Origin of the sequence: Polynucleobacter sp. IMCC 30228 (assembly GCF_021395205.1) — a bacterium.
GTDB lineage: Bacteria > Pseudomonadota > Gammaproteobacteria > Burkholderiales > Burkholderiaceae > Polynucleobacter.
On sequence record NZ_JAJVCS010000003.1, the window covers coordinates 313,547 to 334,737 of the forward strand.

The window sequence follows — 21,191 nt, forward strand, 5'->3', positions numbered from 1 at the left end:
GCCTTAAATCTCTAATGCCAGCTCTTGTCTGGCATTAGCATTTCTAAGGCCTTTAGCCCATGTTGCAGTAGCTAAACCGGTTTGTTCCTGAATTAATTGCGCACGCTTTTTAATACTTTTCCATTCCGCATAAATATGCGGGCCTTTAAAAGCAATGGCCACCGCATTGCAATCATGTGATTCGGGAAATAACAACACCCGATCATGAAATGCCCGACAAATATTCTGCAGATTCCGTTTAAAGCTGGAATGCTGTGAAAATAAATTGACAGTCATTACTCCAGGGCTGCGCAAAACGCGATAACAAGCCCGATAAAATTCGAGTGAGCTTAATACCGGCCCTTCGGCTGCCACATCATATAGGTCAACTTGTAAGGCATCGTATTGCTCAGCATTAGCGCTCGCAAGTACAAATTCCAGGGCATCAATTTGCTTTACTTGTAAACGGCGATCATCATCTGGCAAATAAAACATGGTGCGCGCCGCAATAATTACGGCAGGGTTTAATTCGATAGCGGTGGTTTTTACTGCCGGACAATAACGATACTGAAACTTAGCTAATGCGCCAGTGCCCAAACCTAGTTGGGCTACTTGCAAGCCTGGCCGACTTTCCAAAAAAAGCAGCCAAGCCATCATTTGCTGGTTGTAATCTAAATAAATTTCATCAGGATCATTTAAGCGCATAGCCCCTTGAATAAGATCGCTACCAAAATGTAAATAGCGAATTCCGCCCGATTCAGAAAAAGTTACAGCTTCTGTTGCTAAATTTTTTGACTTCCCTGCAGCCATTTGCATAAACCCGCGATTAATTAACCCAATAACGGGCATTGCGGAATAAACGCATCCATGGGCTAGCGCCATCGGTAATAGCATTCCATTCTGGCGGATGCCAACTAAGCTGAGCGGTACGAAAAACCCGTTCTGGGTGCGGCATCATAATGGTGAAACGCCCATCGGGCGTAGTTACGCCAGTTAATCCGCCGGCTGAACCATTGGGGTTGAGCGGATATGTTTCGGTAGCTTCCCCACGGTGATTTACAAATCGTACAAGGCCTAAATGTTCGGCGCGCAATTGCTCGGCATTACCTTGCCGGCTAAAGTTTGCATAGCCTTCGCCGTGCGAAACTGCAATGGGAAGCTGGCTACCAGCCATACCTTGAGTAAAGATAGAGGGCGATGGCAAGACCTCGACCATAGCTAAGCGGGCTTCAAATTGCTCTGAGAGATTGCGCGTAAATTGGGGCCATGAGGCGGCACCAGGAATTATTGGCGCTAAATTACTCATCATTTGGCAACCATTGCAAACTCCCAAAGCAAAACTATTTGCTTGGGCAAAAAATTGTGCAAACTGATCGCGTAATTGAGAATTAAACAGAATCGTTTTAGCCCATCCCCCGCCGGCCCCCAAAACATCACCATAACTAAAGCCGCCGCAGGCCACCAAACCACGAAAGTTGCTTAACTGCGCCCTGCCTGCAATTAAGTCTGACATATGCACATCAAATGTATCAAAGCCAGCCCAATGCATGGCATACGCCATTTCTACATGGGAATTCACGCCCTGTTCGCGCAAAATGGCTACTGGTGGACGCACGCCCTTCTGTATGAACGGTGCAGATATATCTTGCTGGGCATCGAAGGTAACGATGGGGGTCATCCCTGGATCACTGAGATCATCCAGTAAGCCAAATTCACTATCGGCGCAAGCAGGATTATCGCGTCCACGCGCAATTTGCCAACTGGTGTTTTGCCAGAGTTTTTGTAAAGATTCACGGCTAGCGCTATAAATCTTTTTGGCATCACGCCAAATTTCAATCATGCCAGTCGAATTGGGTTTACCAATTACATGGCTGCAAGCACTTAAATTGAGGCGTCGTAAGATCGCAAAAACAGCAGCGCGTTGACTGCGCCTAATTTGCATGACGACCCCTAACTCTTCATTAAATAAAGCCTGCATAGTAAGGTCGTGGCGCTTGCCCGAAATTTGTTGCGCCCAATTTTTAGCATCGCCATAGTCAGCTTCCTGTCGAGGATCTACCGCTAGCATATCGACATTAAGCGCAATGCCACAATGCGAAGCAAAGGCCATTTCAGCTACGCAGGCGAATAAGCCACCATCAGAGCGATCGTGATAGGCCAAAATCAGCTGGTGCTGTCGTAATTCAATCAGAGCGGCAGCTAAGGCCTTCAGATCGTCTGCTGAATCTACATCAGGTGTAAAACAACCCGTCTGATTTAAGACTTGCGCCAAAATGCTGCCCGCTAAGCGATTTTTACCGCGACCCAAATCGATTAGAACGAGCTCGGTATCTTGCAAGGAATGCGAAACATCATCAGCTTGTAGAACAGGTGTTAAGGTCTCGCGTACATCCTTAACAGGTGAGAAAGCCGAAATAATTAATGAGACTGGGGCAATTACTTCCCTTAACTCACCGGCGGCTTGCCAATTGGTGGCCATCGATAGCGAGTCTTTTCCTACTGGGATTGAAATACCCAATGCGGGACATAAATCCATGCCTAATGCTTTAACTGATGCAAATAATTTAGCATCTTCACCAGCGACACCGCAAGCCGCCATCCAGTTGGCTGATAACTTCACGTCTGCTAGCGCAACGATATCGGCTGCAAAAAGATTCGTTAAGGCTTCACCAACTGCCATGCGCGCTGCAGCGGGCGCATCAATTACAGCTAAGGGAGTGCGCTCCCCCATTGCCATAGCTTCACCCCGATAAGCTTTAAAGTCCATGAGGGTAACCGCACAATCAGCAACCGGAACCTGCCATGGGCCAACCAATTGATCGCGCGCATTTAAACCCCCTACTGTACGATCGCCAATCGTAATTAAAAAACCTTTACTAGCTACAGTGGGTTGTTGCAAAACCCACGCAATACAAGTTGCTAAATCGGTATCAGTTAGATTCAGGTCGGCAAAGACAGTTTTAGTACTCTCAACTGTACGGTGCATACGTGGCGGCTTGCCCAACAAAACCTCCATCGGCATATCAATCGGCCATGCGGCTGCAGCCGTTGGGTTTTGCTTTTCATCCTGTAAACGTAATTGCCGCTCTAGGGTAGCGCTACCAACTACAGCTATTGGACATCTTTCACGCTCACAAATTTGCTGTAAAAGTGCTAGGCTTTCGCTGGCTATAGCCAGTACGTAACGTTCTTGCGCTTCATTGCACCAAATTTCTGCTGGACTCATACCACTTTCTTCTAGCGGAATATGGCGAAGCTGAAAAGCGGCGCCTAAGCCGGCGCCATCGGCTAGCTCGGGAAACGCATTCGACAAACCACCTGCCCCGACATCGTGAATCGAAATAATGGGATTTTTTTCACCCAAATGACAACAAGCATTAATAACTTCTTGCACGCGCCGTTCAATTTCAGGATTGCCTCGTTGCACCGAATTAAAATCTAAATCAGCAGTATTAGTGCCGGTGGTCACCGAGCTGCCCGTTGCGCCACCCATGCCTATGCGCATTCCAGGTCCGCCCAATTGAATCAATAAGTGCCCCGCTTGAATGGGTTTTTTCGCTGTATGGTTGGCTGCAATATTGCCAATGCCGCCAGCAATCATAATGGGCTTGTGATAACCGCGGCGCACGCCATCAATGGTTTGCTCATATACCCGAAAGTAACCGCCTAAATTCGCTCGCCCAAATTCATTATTAAAAGCTGCGCCGCCCAGCGGGCCTTCGATCATAATTTGCAACGGGGAAGCAATGCGTTCTGGCTTGCCGTAAGGCGCACCCTCCCAAGGTAAATCGGTATTAGGTAAATGCAAATGCGAGACCGAGAAACCAGTTAAGCCAGCTTTAGGTCGTCCACCTATACCAGTAGCTCCTTCGTCGCGTATTTCTCCCCCAGCCCCGGTTGAGGCCCCTGGAAAAGGGGCAATACCAGTAGGATGGTTATGCGTTTCTACTTTCATTAAGGTGTGCATTAAGCAATTTTCTTTTTGGTATTGGTGCGCACTACCCTGTGGAGTCCAGGTTTCTGCCTCGCACCCAGCCATCACTGCCGAGTTATCCGAGTAGGCCACAATCGTGCCCTGCGGCTGTAAACGATGGGTATTGCGAATCATCGCAAAGAGAGACTGATCTTGTTCAATGCCATCGATAGTCCACGTAGCATTAAAAATTTTATGACGGCAATGTTCGCTATTGGCTTGGGCAAACATCATCAACTCGACATCGCTTGGATCGCGCTGTAAGCGCTGAAAGTTCGTTACCAAGTAGTCAATTTCATCCGGCGATAAAGCTAGGCCTAAATCGGTATTCGCTTGCTGTAAAGCGCCCTCACCTTGGGCTAAGACGGCAATACGTTTTACAGGCGTATCAGCTAAAGATTGATACAAACCTGCTGCTTGATCAAGCTCAAGTATTACCGCTTCGGTCATGCGATCATGAATTACATTGCAGATGAGCGCTTGTTCAGCAGTAGTTAAGACCTTAGCAGAGTACCAAGTAAATTGAATACCCCGTTCAATTCGTAAGACATCAAGACCGCATTGGCGGGCAATTTCTGTGGCCTTACTTGCCCATGGCGAGACCGTACCAAAACGGGGAATGGTAATGGCTTGTCCAACCCCTTTTGATGGTTTCTCTTGGGCCTTATATGGATCTCCATAGGCTAACAAAGCATCTAATACCTTGGTTTGCGCTTGATCTAAAGCGCTTTTCAACCAGACAAAGTGTAGGTAGCGGCCGCGAATGGAATCTAGCAGAACCCCTTGCTTGGCAAGATCAGCTAAAAGCCGTTGCTGGCGAAAGGAAGAGAGGGCATCGGCCCCTGGCAAACAACGGAAAAAAGACATCCTTAGATTATAAGAGTTGTCTTCATTCGGGTAGTAGCCGCCCGCCCTGTAGATGCAGTTGACGCCCGCAACGCTTTGCTAGAGTTACATCGTGGGTGACTAAAACGAGGGTCGAGCCATTATCCTGATTTAAGGCAAACAAAAGTTCAATAATCTTTGCGCCACTTTGCTCGTCTAGGCTACCAGTAGGCTCATCAGCAAATAACATGGCTGGCTTACCAATGAACGCACGTGCTAAAGCGACGCGCTGCTGTTCACCCCCCGATAAGGTTCGCGGGAAATGGTGCAAGCGCTGCAGAAGACCAACTTTAGTTAGCCAGTTAATCGCCTCAGCCCGCGCTAATCCACTCTCGACGCCGCGTAACTCTAGGGGCAGCATGGCATTTTCAAGCGCAGTAAGGTGTGGTATTAATTGAAATGACTGAAATACAAAGCCCAGTGTTTTACCTCGGTAGCGAGCACGCTCATCTTCATCTAAAGCACTAAATGGTTTCCCCAGCAATTGAATGGTGCCGCTCGTAGGAGTATCTAAGCCTGCCAGTAAGCCGAGTAAAGTACTTTTACCCGATCCCGAAGCGCCAACAATAGCAATGCTCTCCCCCGCCAAAATGCTGAAGCTAATGTCATCTAAGATGGTTAAAGGCCCATCGCTTGTTGGCACCGTTTTATTAATCTGCTCCGCCTGTAAGGCGCAAGTGGCATCTTGTTGCGAAGCAGGAAAATTAACGGGCTGAAGCATAAAATAGAGAGATAGGTCTTGAGTTGTTCTTTTAAAGGAGGCAAGTTGTTGCGTTGCAAATTACTAATAGCGCTTATCTTACTCGTGCTGGGGTTTTTTGGGCGGGCGCATGCTGAGCCAAGCGCAACGAGCCAAACAAGCTCCCCGAAGCAAGGCAGTCAGGGTAATTTACCGGTTTTGCTGGTGCTAGGCGACAGCCTATCGGCTGAATATGGCATTAGTCGCGGTGAAGGCTGGGTTAGCCTACTTGAGCGTCGTGTAAATGAGAGGGGACCCACATGGCAAGTGTTTAATGCCAGCATAAGTGGCGAAACTACCGCGGGAGGCTTAAGTCGTTTGCCCGACCTACTACAGCAAAAAAAACCACAAATAGTGATTATTGAATTAGGTGCCAACGATGCGTTAAGGGGGCTTGCCTTAAGTAGCTCAGAAAAAAACTTACGCGCCATGGTGCAGCTAAGCCTGAAAGCCAAAGCCAAAGTCTTACTCTTAGGAATGCGCATACCGAGTAATTATGGTGCGACCTATAGTAAACAATTTGCCAGCATGTATTCCAGTATTGCGACAACTGAACGCATTAGTATCGTGCCATTTTTTTTGAAAGGGGTAGCTGAAAAACCCGAATTATTTCAGGCTGACCGATTGCATCCAAGGGCAGAAGCACAAGCTATTTTGTTACAAAATGTTTGGGGCAAGTTGGCGCCCCTACTTTAACTACCAGCAGCAGAGCTAGCACTAGCCTGCTTCAGCGGATTAATTATTTTTACTCCTGCACTGTCACGCCAATGCATCATAAAACTGGCAAAGTCTGCTTGGGCAGCCAGTTGGTTCAATTGTTGTGCCTGGGCTTGTTGCACCTTGGGATCAAGCATAGTGGCCGGTCGCACTTCTTCTACCACGTAAAGTGTCGTACCTGTACCCGTATTGGCAATTGAGACGGCAATAGGTAATTTGCCTGCATCAACTGCCATTACCGCATCTAACGATTCAGCACTTAAATTAACAGGTTTATTGCGTGAAATCCATACGGCTGCGGTAAAACCAGCGGTATTTTTAGGATCTTTTTGAAGCGCTGTGAAACGCTCGGCAGCAGCGGCTGTAGCCAGCTTCTCGGCCAATTGCAAGCTCACTTGGCGCTTTACTTCAGCCAGCACATCCTGCAGTGGCAAAGTACTGGCCGGATGAAACTCAGTAATACGTGCCGAAACAAAAACTCCAGGGCTAATTTGGACGGCTTCAATATTGCGCTTATTTTTAATCGCGTCATCACGAAACAAGGCCTGCAATACCTTCGCATTATTTAAAGGGCTACTTTTGGGCAAACTAGCAGCGCTAGTACGGGTTATACCCTTTTGACTTTGAATACTGAGTTTTAATTTATCGGCTGCGGGCTTCAGACTATCAGCCTGTTCATAAGTCAAATTAGCAAAGGTATCGGCTTTATCGCCAAACGTTTTAGCATCTTCTTTTGGGTCAGCTTGTAAAACTAAAAACTGCACATCGAGCTCTTCGGGGGTCGCAAATAATTTGGTATTAGCCTCGTAGAAAGCCTTGATCTCAGCTTCGCTGGGATTAACTTTTTTGACGTAATCGCTAGCGCTAAAGGCTAATGCTTGAATTTGTCGCTCGACACCATATAAAGCGGTAATCTGATTCGCAAGTTTAGGTGTTGGTAATTCCGTACGGGCAACCGAACTGACTAATTGCTGCGCCATTAAGTCAAATCGTTGCGAGCCCTCGAACTGCTCTACGCTCATGCCATTACTAGCCAATAATTGGCGATATTTAGCGGCATCAAAACTGCCGTTGGCTTCATATAAAGCACGAATTTCAGGAATGCGTTTTAAGTTTTGCGCCAAAGCTTCATTGCTCACCCGTAAATTTAAGTGCTTTAGGGCAAAGCCCATCAGGCGCTGCTGCAAGAGCTCATCTAAAACCGCCTGTCTAAAACCCAAGCTTTGGGTTATTTGACCTTGCACCCCAATTCGGTCGGCTTGACGTTTGGCTGCTGCATCAATCTCTTGCATCGTAATGGGGTTGCCATCCACCTTCAACACGTCGGTGGCTTTATCCATAAAACCGGTGTAACCCGAAATGCCCCATAGCGCAAACGACGGCACAATTAACAGCAATAAAATGAACTGTAAAAGGCGTTGATGGGTGCGAACAAGATCAAACATAGGCCATTGAAATATCAGATAAGGAAAAGATTGGGGTGGTGGGCGCTGACGGGCTCGAACCGCCGACATTCTGCGTGTAAGGCAGACGCTCTACCAACTGAGCTAAGCGCCCCAACTGTTTCAGAACGAGATTGTAACCCGATTCAAGGCCAATTTAGTGTTTAATCACATCCCCAGCATTAGGCGCAGATGCTGCCTTCGCTTCGGCTGCTTTAGCCAGCTCGGCTGCACTTAGCTCCGGCAATGGTTCGGGATTGCGCTCCAAGGCCAATTCCAAGACTTTGTCGATCCAACGCACTGGCACTATTTCAATCGCGTTCTTTACATTATCTGGAATTTCAATTAAATCCTTCACATTTTCTTCAGGAATTAACACCAGCTTAATTCCACCTCGATGGGCAGCCAATAATTTTTCTTTTAACCCGCCAATTGGTAGAACCTCTCCACGCAAGGTAATTTCACCTGTCATGGCAATATCGGCGCGCACTGGAATGCCGCTAAATACCGAAACCAAAGCCGTGGTAATGGCTATGCCAGCAGATGGACCATCTTTAGGTGTCGCACCTTCAGGAAAATGAATATGAATATCTTTCTTCTCGAAGGCTTCATCGGTTATACCTAATCGTCGCGCCCGTGAACGTACCACAGTGCGCGCAGCCTCAACCGATTCTTTCATCACATCACCAATCGAACCCGTCCGCGTAATCACCCCTTTACCCGACATTACTGCAGCTTCAATGGTAAGCAGATCGCCGCCAACTTCAGTCCAAGCTAAGCCAGTAACTTGACCCACTTGATTCTCTTTAGCAGCCAAACCAAAATCGTACATGCGCACGGATAAAAACTTCTCTAAATTATCAGCACTAACCACAATGGGTGCAGCTTCTTTTTTAAGTAAGAGTAACTTCACTACCTTGCGGCAAATTTTACTCAACTCACGCTCTAAAGAACGCACTCCCGCTTCACGGGTGTAGTAGCGAATAATGCTGCGAACAGCACTTTCTTCAATTTTGAGCTCATCTTTTTTCAAGCCATTATTTTTAATTTGCTTGGGAATTAAATAATTCATCGCAATATTGGTTTTTTCATCTTCGGTATAGCCGGCAAGACGAATAATTTCCAAACGATCGAGTAAGGGCCCAGGAATATTCAGTGAGTTGGCAGTTGCCACGAACATCACGTCAGATAAATCAAAATCGACTTCAACATAATGATCTTGGAAGGTATGATTTTGTTCAGGATCTAAAACTTCCAGCAAAGCGCTGGCTGGATCACCCCGAAAGTCCATGCCCATCTTATCGACTTCATCTAATAAAAATAAGGGATTGCGTACCCCCACTTTAGTTAGGCTCGATAAAATTTTGCCAGGCATGGAGCCAATATAGGTGCGTCGATGACCACGAATCTCCGATTCATCACGCACTCCGCCTAGAGCCATGCGCACAAATTTACGATTAGTGGCACGAGCAATAGACTGCCCTAAGGATGTTTTACCCACACCAGGAGGGCCCACTAAACACAAAATAGGTGCCTTTACGCGATCGACCCGCTGTTGTACAGCAAGATATTCCAGGATGCGTTCTTTTACCTTATCAAGCCCATAATGATCTTCATCTAAGACTTTTTCAGCATTAGTTAAATCATTATTAATTTTACTTTTCTTTTTCCAGGGCAAATTCACTAAGGTATCGATAAAGTTACGAATAACTGTTGCTTCAGCCGACATAGGGGACATGAGTTTTAACTTCTTCAATTCCGACTCAGCCTTCTTGAGGGCTTCTTTAGGCATATGCGCAGCTTTAATGCGCTTTTCAAGCTCATCTAAATCGGCACCCTCTTCACCTTCGCCCAATTCCTTTTGAATGGCTTTTACTTGTTCATTCAAGTAATACTCACGTTGGCTTTTTTCCATTTGCCGTTTCACGCGACCACGAATACGTTTTTCTACTTGCAGAATATCGATTTCACTTTCAAGGTCGGCTAGCAGGCTTTCTAAACGTTGCACGACATCGCTCATTTCTAATAAGCGTTGTTTTTGCTCAAGCTTTACCGGTAAGTGGGCGCAAATCGTATCTGCCAAGCGGCTAGCATCATCAATACCGCCCAAAGAAGATAAAATTTCTTGAGGGATTTTTTTATTCAGTTTTACGTATTGATCAAATTGCGCCATGATTGCGCGCCGTAAGGCTTCGGTTTCATGGGCATCGATCACAGCAATTGGTTGCGGGCTAGCCTCGCAACTAAAGTAACCCATACTATCTTCAACTTGGCTCACATCAGCTCGTTGCGAACCTTCAACCAACACTTTGACAGTGCCATCAGGTAATTTCAGCATTTGTAAAATACTGGCAATACAGCCCACTTGATATAAGTCTTCAACCGAAGGTTCATCTTTAGCTGCGGCCTTTTGGGCGACTAAAAGTACGCTTTTACCGGTTTCCATAGCAGCCTCAAGGGCTTTAATCGATTTAGGGCGCCCCACAAATAGGGGAATAACCATGTGGGGAAAGACAACCACATCACGCAGGGGCAAAAGCGGCAGTTGAATCGGTTCAGAAGGAAGTAATAACTGGCTGGGCATACGGAAATCCTCCAAATAAGTAATGCGTTACAAAGGACCAAAAGTGCCAAAAAACACTACTAAGCATCCTTCATCACAACTAGAATACTACCTATATGGGTGCGCCTTAAAAAAATGCAAGGGCTAAAATGCGAAAAATACCAATTTTTGGGCGCTTAATCCCGATTTTTGGAGCCTTTTTAGGCCTTTTTTACCTGGTTTTCAGCTTCAACTTCGCCGCTTACGGCTTGCTTGTAGACTAAAAGCGGTTTGCCATCAATCGCAATCGTACTTTCATCAATAACCACCTTCTGCACATTCTTTAGCGATGGTAGGTCGTACATCACGTCCATGAGCGAACCTTCTAAAATAGAGCGCAAACCCCGCGCACCGGTTTTACGGGCGATGGCTTTTTTGGCAATTGCCGCTAGCGCACCTGGGCGAACCTCTAATTCAGATCCCTCCATGCCGAGCAAGGCTTGGTATTGTTTAACCAAAGCATTTTTTGGCTCAGTCAAAATTTGCACTAAGGCAGCCTCGTCTAATTGGGTCAAGGTCGCCAATACCGGTAAGCGGCCAATCAGCTCTGGAATTAAGCCAAACTTAATTAAGTCCTCTGGCTCAACTTCTTTTAATAATTCACCAATGGCACGATCATCCTTGCCAGCAACATCAGCACTAAAACCAATGCCCGATTTCGCAGTGCGTTGCTGAATCACTTTTTCAAGACCATCAAACGCGCCGCCGCAGATAAAAAGAATATTAGTCGTATCAACTTGCAGAAAGTCTTGATTTGGATGTTTTCTGCCGCCCTGTGGCGGAATCGATGCCATCGTACCCTCAATCAGCTTAAGCAAGGCTTGCTGAACGCCCTCACCAGAAACATCGCGGGTAATTGAGGGGTTATCCGACTTGCGAGAAATTTTATCAATTTCATCGATATAAACAATACCCTTTTGGGCCTTGTCAATGTTGTAATCACAGCTTTGCAGTAGCTTCTGAATAATATTTTCAACATCTTCGCCAACATAGCCAGCTTCAGTCAAGGTTGTAGCATCGGCCATCACAAATGGCACGTTCAACATGCGCGCTAAAGTCTGTGCCAACAAAGTCTTACCGGAGCCCGTGGGGCCAATCAGCAATATATTACTTTTCGCTAGCTCTACGCCATCGATCACGGCTTTAGCAGGCGCTTTGCTCATTTTTTTATCGCTGCTGGATTTGTCTTGCGATTTCTTTTTTGCAGCACCTTTTTCATTACTAGAAAGGTCATCAGCTGGGCTTATTTTTTCCGCTTTTTCTTTGGTTACCGGAGGTAAATGCAAAAGCCGTTTGTAATGGTTATATACCGCTACTGCCAAGGTTTTTTTGGCTAAATCTTGCCCAATGACATATTGATCTAAATTAGCGCGAATTTCATGTGGGGTTGGGATTGCTTCGCCCCCCTCACTGGGAGGTAACTTAGCAATTTCCTCCTGAATAATATCGGTACATAAATCAATGCATTCATCGCAAATAAAAACCGAAGGGCCAGCAATTAGCTTTTTAACTTCGTGCTGGCTTTTGCCGCAAAACGAACAGTACAACAGCTTATCGGTAGAGGAGGTATCGCTCACAGGGTGGACTCAGTAGAGTTTACGGACGCTTATCAATGACTTTATCAATCAAACCGTATTCGCGAGCTTGCTCGGCTGACATGAAATTATCGCGATCGGTATCCTTGGCAATCGTTTCAATCGATTGGCCAGTGCGGTCAGCCAAAATTTGATTTAAACGTTCACGTAAATATAAAATTTCACGGGCTTGAATTTCAATATCAGAGGCCTGGCCCCGCGCTCCACCCAAAGGTTGATGAATCATCACACGTGAATTAGGTAAGGCGTAGCGTTTGCCCTTTTCGCCCGCACACAGTAAAAATGCTCCCATACTTGCCGCCATGCCCATGCACAAGGTACTTACATTGGGCTTGATAAATTGCATGGTGTCGTATATTGCTAAGCCAGCCGAAACCGAACCACCGGGCGAATTGATATAAAGCGAAATTTCTTTATCGGGATTCTCGCTCTCTAAAAATAGTAATTGGGCAATAACTAAATTAGCGGTTTGATCATTCACTTCGCCGACCAAAAAAACCACCCGCTCACGCAACAAGCGCGAGTAGATATCATATGCTCGCTCACCGCGGCCCGAGGTTTCAATGACCATGGGCACCAAACCCAAACCTTGTGGTGCTAAATTCGCATTGAGGTCGTCAGACTGAGTTTGACCGTAAGTACTGCGTTGCATTCTAATCATGTTTTCTCTCATTGCCCTAGTTTACTCAGTTCTTCAAAAGTCACTGCTTTATCAGTTACCGTACCCAGGCCGCTAACATATTGAATAACATTCGACTCAAGCACAGCCGATTCAATGTCTTTGAGGCGCTGCGGATCGCTATAAAACCAGCGGACCACTTCTTTTGGGTCTTCATAGGTTGCTGCTTGATCTTCAATTTCTGCTTTAATTTGTTCTGGCGTAACAACCAAATTTTTCTGCTTTACTAATTCACTCAAAATCAAGCCTAAGCGTACGCGTTTTTGCGCCTGTTCAGCAAACATTTCTACAGGTATGGGTGCATCTTTTGCATTAGGAATGCCACGTTGTATTAAGTCTTGGCGCGCCATATTCACGAGTCTTTCTTGCTCATTGGCAACCAAAGCTTTGGGCACTTCTAATTCACATAACTTTTCTAATTGACCCATCACTTCATTTTTCATCAGCATGAGCGTGCGGCGTTTGACTTCACGCTCTAAATTTTCACGAACTTCACTGCGCATTTTTTCAAGGCCACCTTCTGTAACCCCTAAAGTCAAAGCAAAGGCCTCATTTACCTCGGGTAAATGGGCCCACCGTACCTCTTTCATGGTAAGGGTAAAGTCGGCAGTTTTACCAGCCACCTCTTTGCCGTGATAATCGGCAGGGAAAGGCAAAGCAAACGTTTTGCTCTCGCCCACCTTCATACCTAGGGCGGCAGCTTCAAACTCTGGCAGCATACGCCCTTCACCCAAAACAAACTCAAAATTTTCAGCCTTACCGCCGGCAAATTCAACCCCATCAATTTTGCCGACAAAATCAATTAACACTTGATCGCCCTTTTGAGCCGTGGTATCGGCCCCACCATCACCATGCTCGCCAACTTGACCACGAGAATGGTAATGAACTTGTTGTTTGCGTAAGACATCAATTGCACGCTCCATTTCGGCATCGGTCACCGCAGTGGTGTACCGCGTCATGGTTGCTTTGCTAAGGTCACCCAGTTTAATTTCTGGTAACACTTCAAAAAAAGCGTCGAAGACAATATTGTCTGCACCAATTTCACTTTTTGGCTCAAGGCGCGGTTGACCAGCTAAAGCGATGCCCGCTTTTTTACTGAGCTCAAAGAACAATTCAGCGGCCTTATCAAATTGCACTTCAAAATCAATTTGCATGCCGTATTGCTGCTCAACTATTTTCTTGGGTACTTTACCAGGCCTAAAACCTGCCATCTTGAGGTTTTTTCCTGCCTTAAGTAAACGCGCATCACGGGTTTTAGCTAAGTCGGAACGAGGAAATTCTAACGTTACCTTACGATCTAAAGCGCCCAAATTTTCTATCTGCACAGCCATGCCTCTTCAATTAAATACTACCGATTAAATGGTCTAAAGTTTAAGCTAGTAGCAAGCTACAGCTTGGTGCGAGGAGGGGGACTCGAACCCCCACACCATTTCTGGCGTCAGGACCTAAACCTGGTGCGTCTACCAATTTCGCCATCCTCGCATTTGTAACGCTACCAGCTCAAACTTCATGCCAAAGGGTGAATTCTACAATGGCTGGGCTTAAGCCCGATAGAGTAAGGCCACGGCATGGACGGCAAGGCCCTCGCCACGCCCCAAATGACCCAATGATTCATTGGTCTTGGCTTTAAGATTGATGTGGCTCGGGGTAACGGCAAGATCGGCGGCAATATTTCGCACCATCGCCGGGAGGTATTCGGCTAGCTTGGGTTTCTGGCAAATAATCGTGGCATCCACATTACCTACATGAAAGCCGGCAGCCTGCACTTTTTGCAAAGCACTGCGTAACAAAATACGACTGTCCAGGTCTTTAAATTGGGCATCAGTATCGGGAAAAAGCTGGCCAATATCATTTAAACCGGCAGCCCCCAGTAAGGCATCGGTTACGGCATGCAATAAAGCATCGGCATCGGAATGCCCTAATAAACCCTTTTCGAAGGGAATGAGAACACCACCCAAGATCAATTTACGGTCAGCAACGAATGCATGCACATCGTAGCCCTGGCCGATGCGAAAAGGCGGCGCACCATGATGGGAGGCGGTTGAAAGTTGATCGGCTGAATTCATCGTTCTCTCGGATCTCAATTTAAGGCAAGTGAAGAAGTACAGTGTGCATCAAATCCCAGTCAGCGGGATGAGTTACTTTAAAGTTCCGCGTCGCGCCCTCTACTAATAAGGGCTTAGCGCCCAATAATTCCATCGCACTGGCTTCGTCGGTAATTTCGACACCGACTTCAAGCGCTTGAGTTAATGCGCTATGCAAGGTGCCAAGCTGAAACATTTGTGGGGTTTGCGCTTGCCAAAGGTGCTGACGTGCCAAGGTTGCCTGCGCCAAGCTGCCGCGTGCACTTAACTCGGCCCGTTTTAAGGTATCAGCCAAGGGCATCGCCAATAAGCCGCCCCATAAATTAGGCTGGTTTGTTTCAGCGGCATTCACTGCAGCAATTAATTGCTGAATTAAGCCTACGGTGATGCCGGGCCGAGCCGCGTCGTGCACCAAGACCCAGTCATCCGGAGAAATCTGTACATTCAGTAAAGCGCTTAAGGTATTGAGCACGGTTTCGTGACGAGTTGCCCCACCAGTTGGCAAGAGGTGTAAGCGACCCTGGGCCCGCTCAGCCATTCCTTCTAAATACAGAATTGATTCAGCTTCATGAAATTGTGGGCTTAAACCAACCCAAATCGAATGAATTTCTGGGGTATTTAAGGCCGCCTCTATAGCATAAGCAAGCATCGGCTTGGTGCCAAGCAGGCGAAATTGCTTTGGTAAATCGCCGCCTAAACGGGAGCCCATTCCTGCGGCTGGCAAAACAAGGTGATAGGCACGATTTGAATTAGGCATGCCTGATTCTATAATGACGGCAGATGTCTGATGGAATCTTGCAAATACCCCCCGTCCCTGCTCCAAGGGCTGGGCAGCGCTTTACCTTTTCCGGCCTAGTGGGCTCAGCCGATGCGGCTTTACTGGCAGAGTCGGCCTTACTCTACCGCGCGCAATTTTCCATCTTGGTGGTTTTTTGTGCTCAGGCACAAGATGCTCAAAGGCTATCAGAAGAAATTCCTGCCTTTGCTCCTCAACTTAAAACCCGCCTTCTACCCGATTGGGAAATACTGCCCTACGATCAATTTTCGCCACACCAAGATTTAGTCTCCGAGCGCTTAGCAACCTTGCATGCAATGCTCAATGGCAGTTGTGACATTGTTTTAATTCCAGTTACTACCGCCCTGCAAAGATTGGCACCGCCCCAATTTTTATCTGGCCATACTTTTTTCTTTAAACAGGGCGATCATTTAAATGAAAGCGCCCTCCGTTTGCAATTACAGCAAGCAGGATACGACCCGGTGAGTGCCGTAATGCGTCCAGGTGAATATAGTATTCGGGGTGGCTTAATTGATTTATTTCCGATGGGTTCGGCACTACCATTTCGCCTTGATTTGTTTGGTGATGAAATTGAACAAATTCGTGCTTTTGACCCTGATACACAACGTAGCCTGTACCCAGTAAAAGAAATTCGTCTCTTACCAGGACATGAATTTCCTTTTGATGACGCGGCCCGTGTAGCTTTTCGTGGCCGTTGGCGGGAAGTCTTTGAGGGTGACCCCAGTCGCTGTGCAATTTATAAAGATGCCAACCTTGGCATTCCTAGCGCTGGTATTGAATCCTACCTGCCATTATTTTTTGCTGAGCCAGCTACGCTCTTCGATTACTTACCGCTTGCAGGTGAGGGTGTTTGGCTTGCCTCGGTAGGCGATATTGAGAGTAGTATTCGCAGTTTTTGGAAAGAAACCCAAAGTCGTTACAACTTTTTAAAACATGATTTTGAGCGCCCCATTCTCAATCCAGAAGCGTTGTTTTTAGATGTTGACACTTTCTTTACTCGGGCCAAGGCTTACCCAAGGTTAACGCTGGAGAACACTGCGCTTACTACATCCGCAGTAGCATCCACCACGCCACCCTTTCTGCCAGTACCTGAAGTCGCAGTCCACCGACGTGATGCTGATCCCCTCTCACGTTTGCGTCATCTCGTTGCACAACAGCAATATCGGGTGGTCATCTGCGCTGACACCGCCGGACGCCGCGAATCGATTCGACAACTCATTGAAGAAAGTAATTTAGTTACCGATTCTAAAAATAGTTTGCCTTTTGCATTAAAACCGACTCAAAGTGAAAACTTAGCCGACTTTATTAACGGAACAGCCAGCTTTGGTTTAGTAATTGCCCCTTTATTTAATGGCTTTAGCTGGCCAAGTGCCAAGCTCATTGTAATTACGGAAGCAGAGCTTTTTACGGCTACCGCGCGGCAACGACGCAAAGGTAGCGCTCAGCAAATTAGCGATCCCGATATGTTGTTTAAGGATTTAGCTGAACTGAAAATTGCAGATCCAGTAGTTCACGCTGAACATGGCATTGGGCGTTATCAAGGGCTGGTCTTACTCAACTTAGCGCCACCTAAAGAAACACCCCTCTTTGAAGAATTTTTACATTTGGTTTACGCCAATCAGGCGACGCTTTATGTACCCGTGCATCAATTGCAATTAGTCACCCGTTATGCGGGCTCCGATCCCGAATCGGCTCCCTTACATCAATTGGGTTCAGGACAATGGGAAAAAGCTAAGCGTAAAGCAGCCCAACAAATTCGCGATACCGCCGCTGAATTACTTAATCTCTATGCGGCTCGCGCGCTACGTCGAGGTCATGCATTTGAATATTCTGCGCATGATTACGCCGCTTTTGCCGAAGCCTTTGGTTTTGAAGAAACGCCTGACCAAACCACAGCTATTGCCGCCGTTATTAGCGATATGACCAATGGCAAATCGATGGATCGCTTAGTCTGCGGTGATGTCGGTTTCGGAAAAACTGAAGTGGCTTTAAGGGCTAGTTTTATTGCCGTAATGGGGGGTAAGCAAGTTGCTATTCTGGCCCCTACTACTTTATTAGCGGAACAGCATGCCGCTACTTGGAAAGATCGTTTTGCCGATTGGCCCGTGAAGGTCGTGGAGCTATCGCGCTTCAAAACTGCGAAAGAAATTACCGCTGCTCTAGCCGCAATTGCCGCTGGCGATGCCGACATTGTGATTGGTACCCATAAATTACTTTCTAAAGATACCCACTTTAATCGTTTGGGTTTGGTTATTGTTGATGAAGAGCATCGTTTTGGGGTGCGCCAAAAAGAGGTCCTAAAGGCCTTACGTGCCGAAGTTGATATTCTGACACTCACAGCTACCCCTATTCCAAGAACATTAGGTATGGCGATGGAAGGTTTACGAGAACTTTCTATTATTGCTACCGCACCCCAAAAACGCTTAGCCATTAAAACGTTTGTGCGCCGCGAGGGTGATGATGTCATCCGTGAAGCCGTGTTGCGGGAAATTAAACGGGGTGGTCAAGTTTATTTTCTCCATAACGAAGTTGAAACCATCGAAAACCGCCGCCTAGCTTTACAGGCACTTTTACCCGAGGCGCGCATCAGTGTGGCGCATGGTCAAATGCACGAGCGGCAACTCGAAACCGTGATGCGCGAATTTGTTACACAACGCAGCAATATTCTCTTGTGTACAACGATTATTGAAACAGGTATAGATGTGCCCACCGCAAATACCATCATCATGCACCGCGCCGATAAATTTGGTTTAGCCCAACTGCATCAACTGCGCGGGCGCGTTGGCCGTTCGCATCATCAGGCCTATGCCTATTTAATGGTGCCCGATCCCGATGCCCTGAGTAAACAAGCGCAATTACGTCTAGATGCAATTCAGGCCATGGAAGAATTGGGTTCAGGCTTTTATTTAGCCATGCATGACTTAGAAATTCGTGGAGCTGGTGAAGTTTTAGGTGACAAGCAATCGGGCGAAATTCATGAAATTGGCTATCAACTCTATACCGAAATGCTCAACCGCGCAGTTAAATCATTAAAAAGTGGTAAAGAGCCCGACTTATTGGCACCTTTACAAGTTACAACTGATGTGAATTTAGGTGTGCCAGCCTTGCTACCTGAAGAGTATTGCCCAGATGTACATGAGCGACTTTCTCTCTACAAGCGCTTTGCAGCAACCCATGACTTTGCAGAGTTAATGGGCTTGCGTGAAGAATTGGTCGACCGATTTGGTGACTTACCCGATCCGGCCAAATCATTTTATGAAACCCATCGCTTACGTTTAGAAATGGCGGGCTATGGGATTAAAAAAATTGATGCTAGTCCATTAGCCATTCAAATGCATTTTATTCCCAATCCGCCTATTGATCCTCTGCGTATTATTCAACTTATTCAAACCCATGCGCATATTCAACTCAATGGCCAAGATCGTTTAAAAATTATTCCTCCTCAAGCTCATGACTTTGATTTATTGGAAAAACGCTTAGAGCAAATTCGTCAAGTGCTAAAACGCTTAAATGAATCTGCCCTCAGCATGGCTTAACTCATGCAGCTCAATTTATATCTTCTTCTCAGTAACGTTTCATGAACTTGAACCCGCAGTTAGTTGCCCTTTCACCCCAAGTGTTGCCATTGGCATTCGATCTCGCAGTAAACGAATGGATGCAAGAACGGGGCATACAGATTAAACCTTTAAAGCAAGCTAATAGCGCAACATTAACTGTGCAGTCTTGGCATCTCGATCAAGTCTTATCTGCAGAGCAACGCCCCCTATTGCGGGCATTACTAAACGACTTTCAGGCCGATATGGCCCTCTTTCCCGCCCACTTTGATCCAGCACAATTGCGGGTATTGGCCATCGACATGGATTCGACCTTAATTAATATTGAATGTATAGATGAAATTGCTGATTTTGCAGGTCAAAAAGCGGCTGTAGCCAAAATTACCGAAGCCACGATGCGGGGCGAAATTAGGAACTTTAGCGAAAGTTTGCAACAACGAGTCGCCTTATTAGCAGGTGTCTCAGAAGCTGTTTTAGAAGCGGTGTATCGCGAACGCTTAAGACCCAACCCTGGCGCTGCCGAACTCATTGCCCAAGCTAAACTATTAGGCCTACATACCCTACTAGTTTCTGGCGGCTTTACATTTTTTACCAATAAATTACAACACGCTTTAGGTTTTCATCAAGCTCACGCAAATAGCTTAGAAATTCAAGCCGGTTTTCTTACGGGCAAGGTATTGGGTAATATTATTGACGGCGCTGGTAAGGCTCACTGTCTCGAACAAGTCTGCCAAACATTGGGCTGCAATAAAACGCAAGCTATGGTAATTGGCGATGGTGCTAATGATTTGCTAATGATGGCTGGCGCAGGGCTGAGCATTGCTTATCGCGCTAAACCATTAGTAAAAGAAAAAGCCGACGCGGCTTTTGACCGAGTCGGCTTAGATGCTGCTCTGGCTTTATTGCGCTAAATTACATGCGCTCAAAAATGGTTGCTATTCCTTGTCCACCACCAATACACATCGTAACTAAAGCATATTTTCCATTCACCCGCTGCAACTCATAAAGCGCTTTAGTTGCAATGGCCGCTCCCGAGCAACCAATTGGGTGACCCAAAGCAATTGCGCCGCCATTCACATTGGTTTTTGCTGGATCTAAACCTAAACCCTTGGTTACCGCTAAAGCTTGTGCAGCAAATGCTTCATTCGATTCAATCACATCGATTTGATCTAATTTCAAGCCCGCACGTTGTAACGCAATTTTGGTTGCTGGAATGGGGCCTTCACCCATAATTTCGTTAGGTACGCCGGCGATAGCATAGGAAACCAGACGCGCCATTGGCTTATGGCCAGCCTTAGCCGCTGCTTCAGCTGCTGCTAACACAAAAAAGGCTGCTCCATCATTAATGCCTGAAGCGTTTCCGGCAGTAACAGAACCCCCTTCTTTTTTAAAAACAGCTTTCATTTTGCTCAAGGTTTCCATCGTTGTTTCTGGCTTGCAATGCTCATCGGTATCAAAAACCACATCCCCTTTACGAGTTTTAATGGTAATTGGCACAATTTGCGATTTAAATCGTCCTTCTTTAATTGCAATGCCAGCCCGGCGATGCGATTCAACCGCCAAGGCATCTTGCTCCTCACGCGTTAGCTTCCACTTCTCCACCAAATTTTCAGCAGTCACGCCCATATGACCTACACCAAAAGGGTCGGTTAATACCGCCACCATCAGGTCGAGCATTTTGCTGTCACCCATTCTCGCGCCACTGCGCATTGCTGGCGAGCCATACATGCCTCTCGACATCACCTCTACACCACCGCCAATACCGTAATCGCAATCATTCAACATAATCGCTTGCGCCGTTGTCACAATGGCTTGCAAGCCTGAACTACATAAACGATTGAGAGCCATGGCCACCGATTCCATCGGTAAACCCGCTTGAATTGCTGCAACCCGTGCCACGTAGGCATAGCGGCTATCTGTGGGAATGGTATTGCCAACCGTTACGTAATTAATTTCTTTCGGATTAACGCCAGAACGAGCAATTGCCTCCTTCATGACAATACCGCCTAACTCGGCTGGCTCAAAACTGCTTAAACCACCACCAAAACTGCCAATTGCAGAGCGCGCTGCACTTAATACGACGACATCCCGACTCATCTTGAATTCCCCTTATTTATCACTGTTTATCCCCATTATTATCGCTCTT

The 21,191-nt window shown here is 46.7% G+C and carries 14 protein-coding genes and 2 tRNA genes; 3 read left to right on the forward strand and 13 right to left on the reverse strand.

Annotation, left to right across the window (positions count from 1 at the left end):
- Positions 1–3: 3 nt before the first annotated feature.
- Genes LZT21_RS07375 through LZT21_RS07385 form a run of 3 tightly spaced genes read right to left on the reverse strand, consistent with a single transcriptional unit; the run spans position 4 to position 5,558 of the window.
- Positions 4–828: a spermidine synthase gene (locus tag LZT21_RS07375; protein WP_233923447.1), complete on the reverse strand. Its 825-nt coding sequence runs from the start codon at positions 826–828 to the stop codon at positions 4–6.
- Positions 806–4,819, reverse strand: coding sequence for a phosphoribosylformylglycinamidine synthase (gene purL, locus LZT21_RS07380; protein WP_233990038.1), 4,014 nt, complete (start codon positions 4,817–4,819; stop codon positions 806–808). The genes LZT21_RS07375 and purL overlap by 23 nt, the downstream gene beginning before the upstream one ends.
- Positions 4,820–4,841: 22 nt before the next feature.
- On the reverse strand, positions 4,842–5,558 hold the full coding sequence (locus LZT21_RS07385) for an ABC transporter ATP-binding protein (RefSeq protein WP_233923445.1): 717 nt from the start codon (positions 5,556–5,558) through the stop codon (positions 4,842–4,844).
- Positions 5,559–5,606: 48 nt separating this feature from the next.
- Here LZT21_RS07385 and LZT21_RS07390 point away from each other — a divergent pair, with 48 nt between their 5' ends.
- On the forward strand, positions 5,607–6,272 hold the full coding sequence (locus tag LZT21_RS07390; RefSeq protein ID WP_233990040.1) for an arylesterase: 666 nt from the start codon (positions 5,607–5,609) through the stop codon (positions 6,270–6,272).
- Here LZT21_RS07390 and LZT21_RS07395 read toward each other — a convergent pair.
- From LZT21_RS07395 to ispD, 9 genes are all read right to left on the reverse strand, one after another.
- Positions 6,269–7,738 carry a peptidylprolyl isomerase gene (locus LZT21_RS07395; RefSeq protein ID WP_233923443.1) on the reverse strand — a complete coding sequence of 490 codons (1,470 nt, stop codon included), beginning with the start codon at positions 7,736–7,738 and terminating at the stop codon, positions 6,269–6,271. The two genes, LZT21_RS07390 and LZT21_RS07395, sit on opposite strands and share 4 nt — an antisense overlap.
- A gap of 36 nt (positions 7,739–7,774) precedes the next feature.
- A tRNA-Val gene (locus tag LZT21_RS07400) sits at positions 7,775–7,850 on the reverse strand.
- Positions 7,851–7,892: 42 nt separating this feature from the next.
- The gene (gene lon / locus LZT21_RS07405; RefSeq protein ID WP_233923442.1) at positions 7,893–10,319 is read right to left on the reverse strand and encodes an endopeptidase La; all 2,427 of its coding nucleotides are present in this window, start codon (positions 10,317–10,319) and stop codon (positions 7,893–7,895) included.
- Positions 10,320–10,498: 179 nt separating this feature from the next.
- Positions 10,499–11,914 carry an ATP-dependent Clp protease ATP-binding subunit ClpX gene (clpX, locus tag LZT21_RS07410; protein WP_233937629.1) on the reverse strand — a complete coding sequence of 472 codons (1,416 nt, stop codon included), beginning with the start codon at positions 11,912–11,914 and terminating at the stop codon, positions 10,499–10,501.
- Between the two features lie 19 nt (positions 11,915–11,933).
- A complete protein-coding gene (gene clpP / locus LZT21_RS07415; protein WP_233923725.1) occupies positions 11,934–12,584 on the reverse strand; it encodes an ATP-dependent Clp endopeptidase proteolytic subunit ClpP in 651 nt (216 codons plus the stop codon).
- 17 nt (positions 12,585–12,601) lie between these two features.
- Positions 12,602–13,942: a trigger factor gene (gene tig / locus LZT21_RS07420; protein WP_233923440.1), complete on the reverse strand. Its 1,341-nt coding sequence runs from the start codon at positions 13,940–13,942 to the stop codon at positions 12,602–12,604.
- Between the two features lie 64 nt (positions 13,943–14,006).
- A tRNA-Leu gene (locus LZT21_RS07425) sits at positions 14,007–14,093 on the reverse strand.
- Positions 14,094–14,152: 59 nt separating this feature from the next.
- Positions 14,153–14,677 (reverse strand): 2-C-methyl-D-erythritol 2,4-cyclodiphosphate synthase, encoded by a 525-nt coding sequence (gene ispF, locus LZT21_RS07430; RefSeq protein ID WP_233937631.1) that lies wholly within the window; start codon positions 14,675–14,677, stop codon positions 14,153–14,155.
- Between the two features lie 19 nt (positions 14,678–14,696).
- Positions 14,697–15,452: a 2-C-methyl-D-erythritol 4-phosphate cytidylyltransferase gene (ispD, locus tag LZT21_RS07435; protein WP_233990042.1), complete on the reverse strand. Its 756-nt coding sequence runs from the start codon at positions 15,450–15,452 to the stop codon at positions 14,697–14,699.
- Positions 15,453–15,475: 23 nt separating this feature from the next.
- On the opposite strand from ispD, the gene mfd reads away from it, so the two are divergent.
- On the forward strand, positions 15,476–19,027 hold the full coding sequence (gene mfd, locus LZT21_RS07440; protein ID WP_233923437.1) for a transcription-repair coupling factor: 3,552 nt from the start codon (positions 15,476–15,478) through the stop codon (positions 19,025–19,027).
- Positions 19,028–19,146: 119 nt separating this feature from the next.
- A complete protein-coding gene (serB, locus tag LZT21_RS07445; RefSeq protein ID WP_370634809.1) occupies positions 19,147–19,956 on the forward strand; it encodes a phosphoserine phosphatase SerB in 810 nt (269 codons plus the stop codon).
- A gap of 1 nt (position 19,957) precedes the next feature.
- Here the strand turns inward: serB and LZT21_RS07450 are convergent, their stop codons facing one another.
- Positions 19,958–21,142 (reverse strand): acetyl-CoA C-acyltransferase family protein, encoded by a 1,185-nt coding sequence (locus LZT21_RS07450; RefSeq protein WP_233923435.1) that lies wholly within the window; start codon positions 21,140–21,142, stop codon positions 19,958–19,960.
- Positions 21,143–21,191: the final 49 nt, after the last annotated feature.

Bases quoted from the DNA above. Each gene is read 5' to 3' on its own strand.
- LZT21_RS07375 (WP_233923447.1), bottom strand. From the start codon at position 828: ATGCCCGTTATTGGGTTAATTAATCGCGGGTTTATGCAAATGGCTGCA.
- purL (WP_233990038.1), bottom strand. From the start codon at position 4,819: ATGTCTTTTTTCCGTTGTTTGCCAGGGGCCGATGCCCTCTCTTCCTTT.
- LZT21_RS07385 (WP_233923445.1), bottom strand. From the start codon at position 5,558: ATGCTTCAGCCCGTTAATTTTCCTGCTTCGCAACAAGATGCCACTTGC.
- LZT21_RS07395 (WP_233923443.1), bottom strand. From the start codon at position 7,738: ATGTTTGATCTTGTTCGCACCCATCAACGCCTTTTACAGTTCATTTTA.
- lon (WP_233923442.1), bottom strand. From the start codon at position 10,319: ATGCCCAGCCAGTTATTACTTCCTTCTGAACCGATTCAACTGCCGCTT.
- clpP (WP_233923725.1), bottom strand. From the start codon at position 12,584: ATGCAACGCAGTACTTACGGTCAAACTCAGTCTGACGACCTCAATGCG.
- tig (WP_233923440.1), bottom strand. From the start codon at position 13,942: ATGGCTGTGCAGATAGAAAATTTGGGCGCTTTAGATCGTAAGGTAACG.
- ispF (WP_233937631.1), bottom strand. From the start codon at position 14,677: ATGAATTCAGCCGATCAACTTTCAACCGCCTCCCATCATGGTGCGCCG.
- ispD (WP_233990042.1), bottom strand. From the start codon at position 15,452: ATGCCTAATTCAAATCGTGCCTATCACCTTGTTTTGCCAGCCGCAGGA.
- mfd (WP_233923437.1), top strand. From the start codon at position 15,476: ATGTCTGATGGAATCTTGCAAATACCCCCCGTCCCTGCTCCAAGGGCT.
- serB (WP_370634809.1), top strand. From the start codon at position 19,147: ATGCAAGAACGGGGCATACAGATTAAACCTTTAAAGCAAGCTAATAGC.
- LZT21_RS07450 (WP_233923435.1), bottom strand. From the start codon at position 21,142: ATGAGTCGGGATGTCGTCGTATTAAGTGCAGCGCGCTCTGCAATTGGC.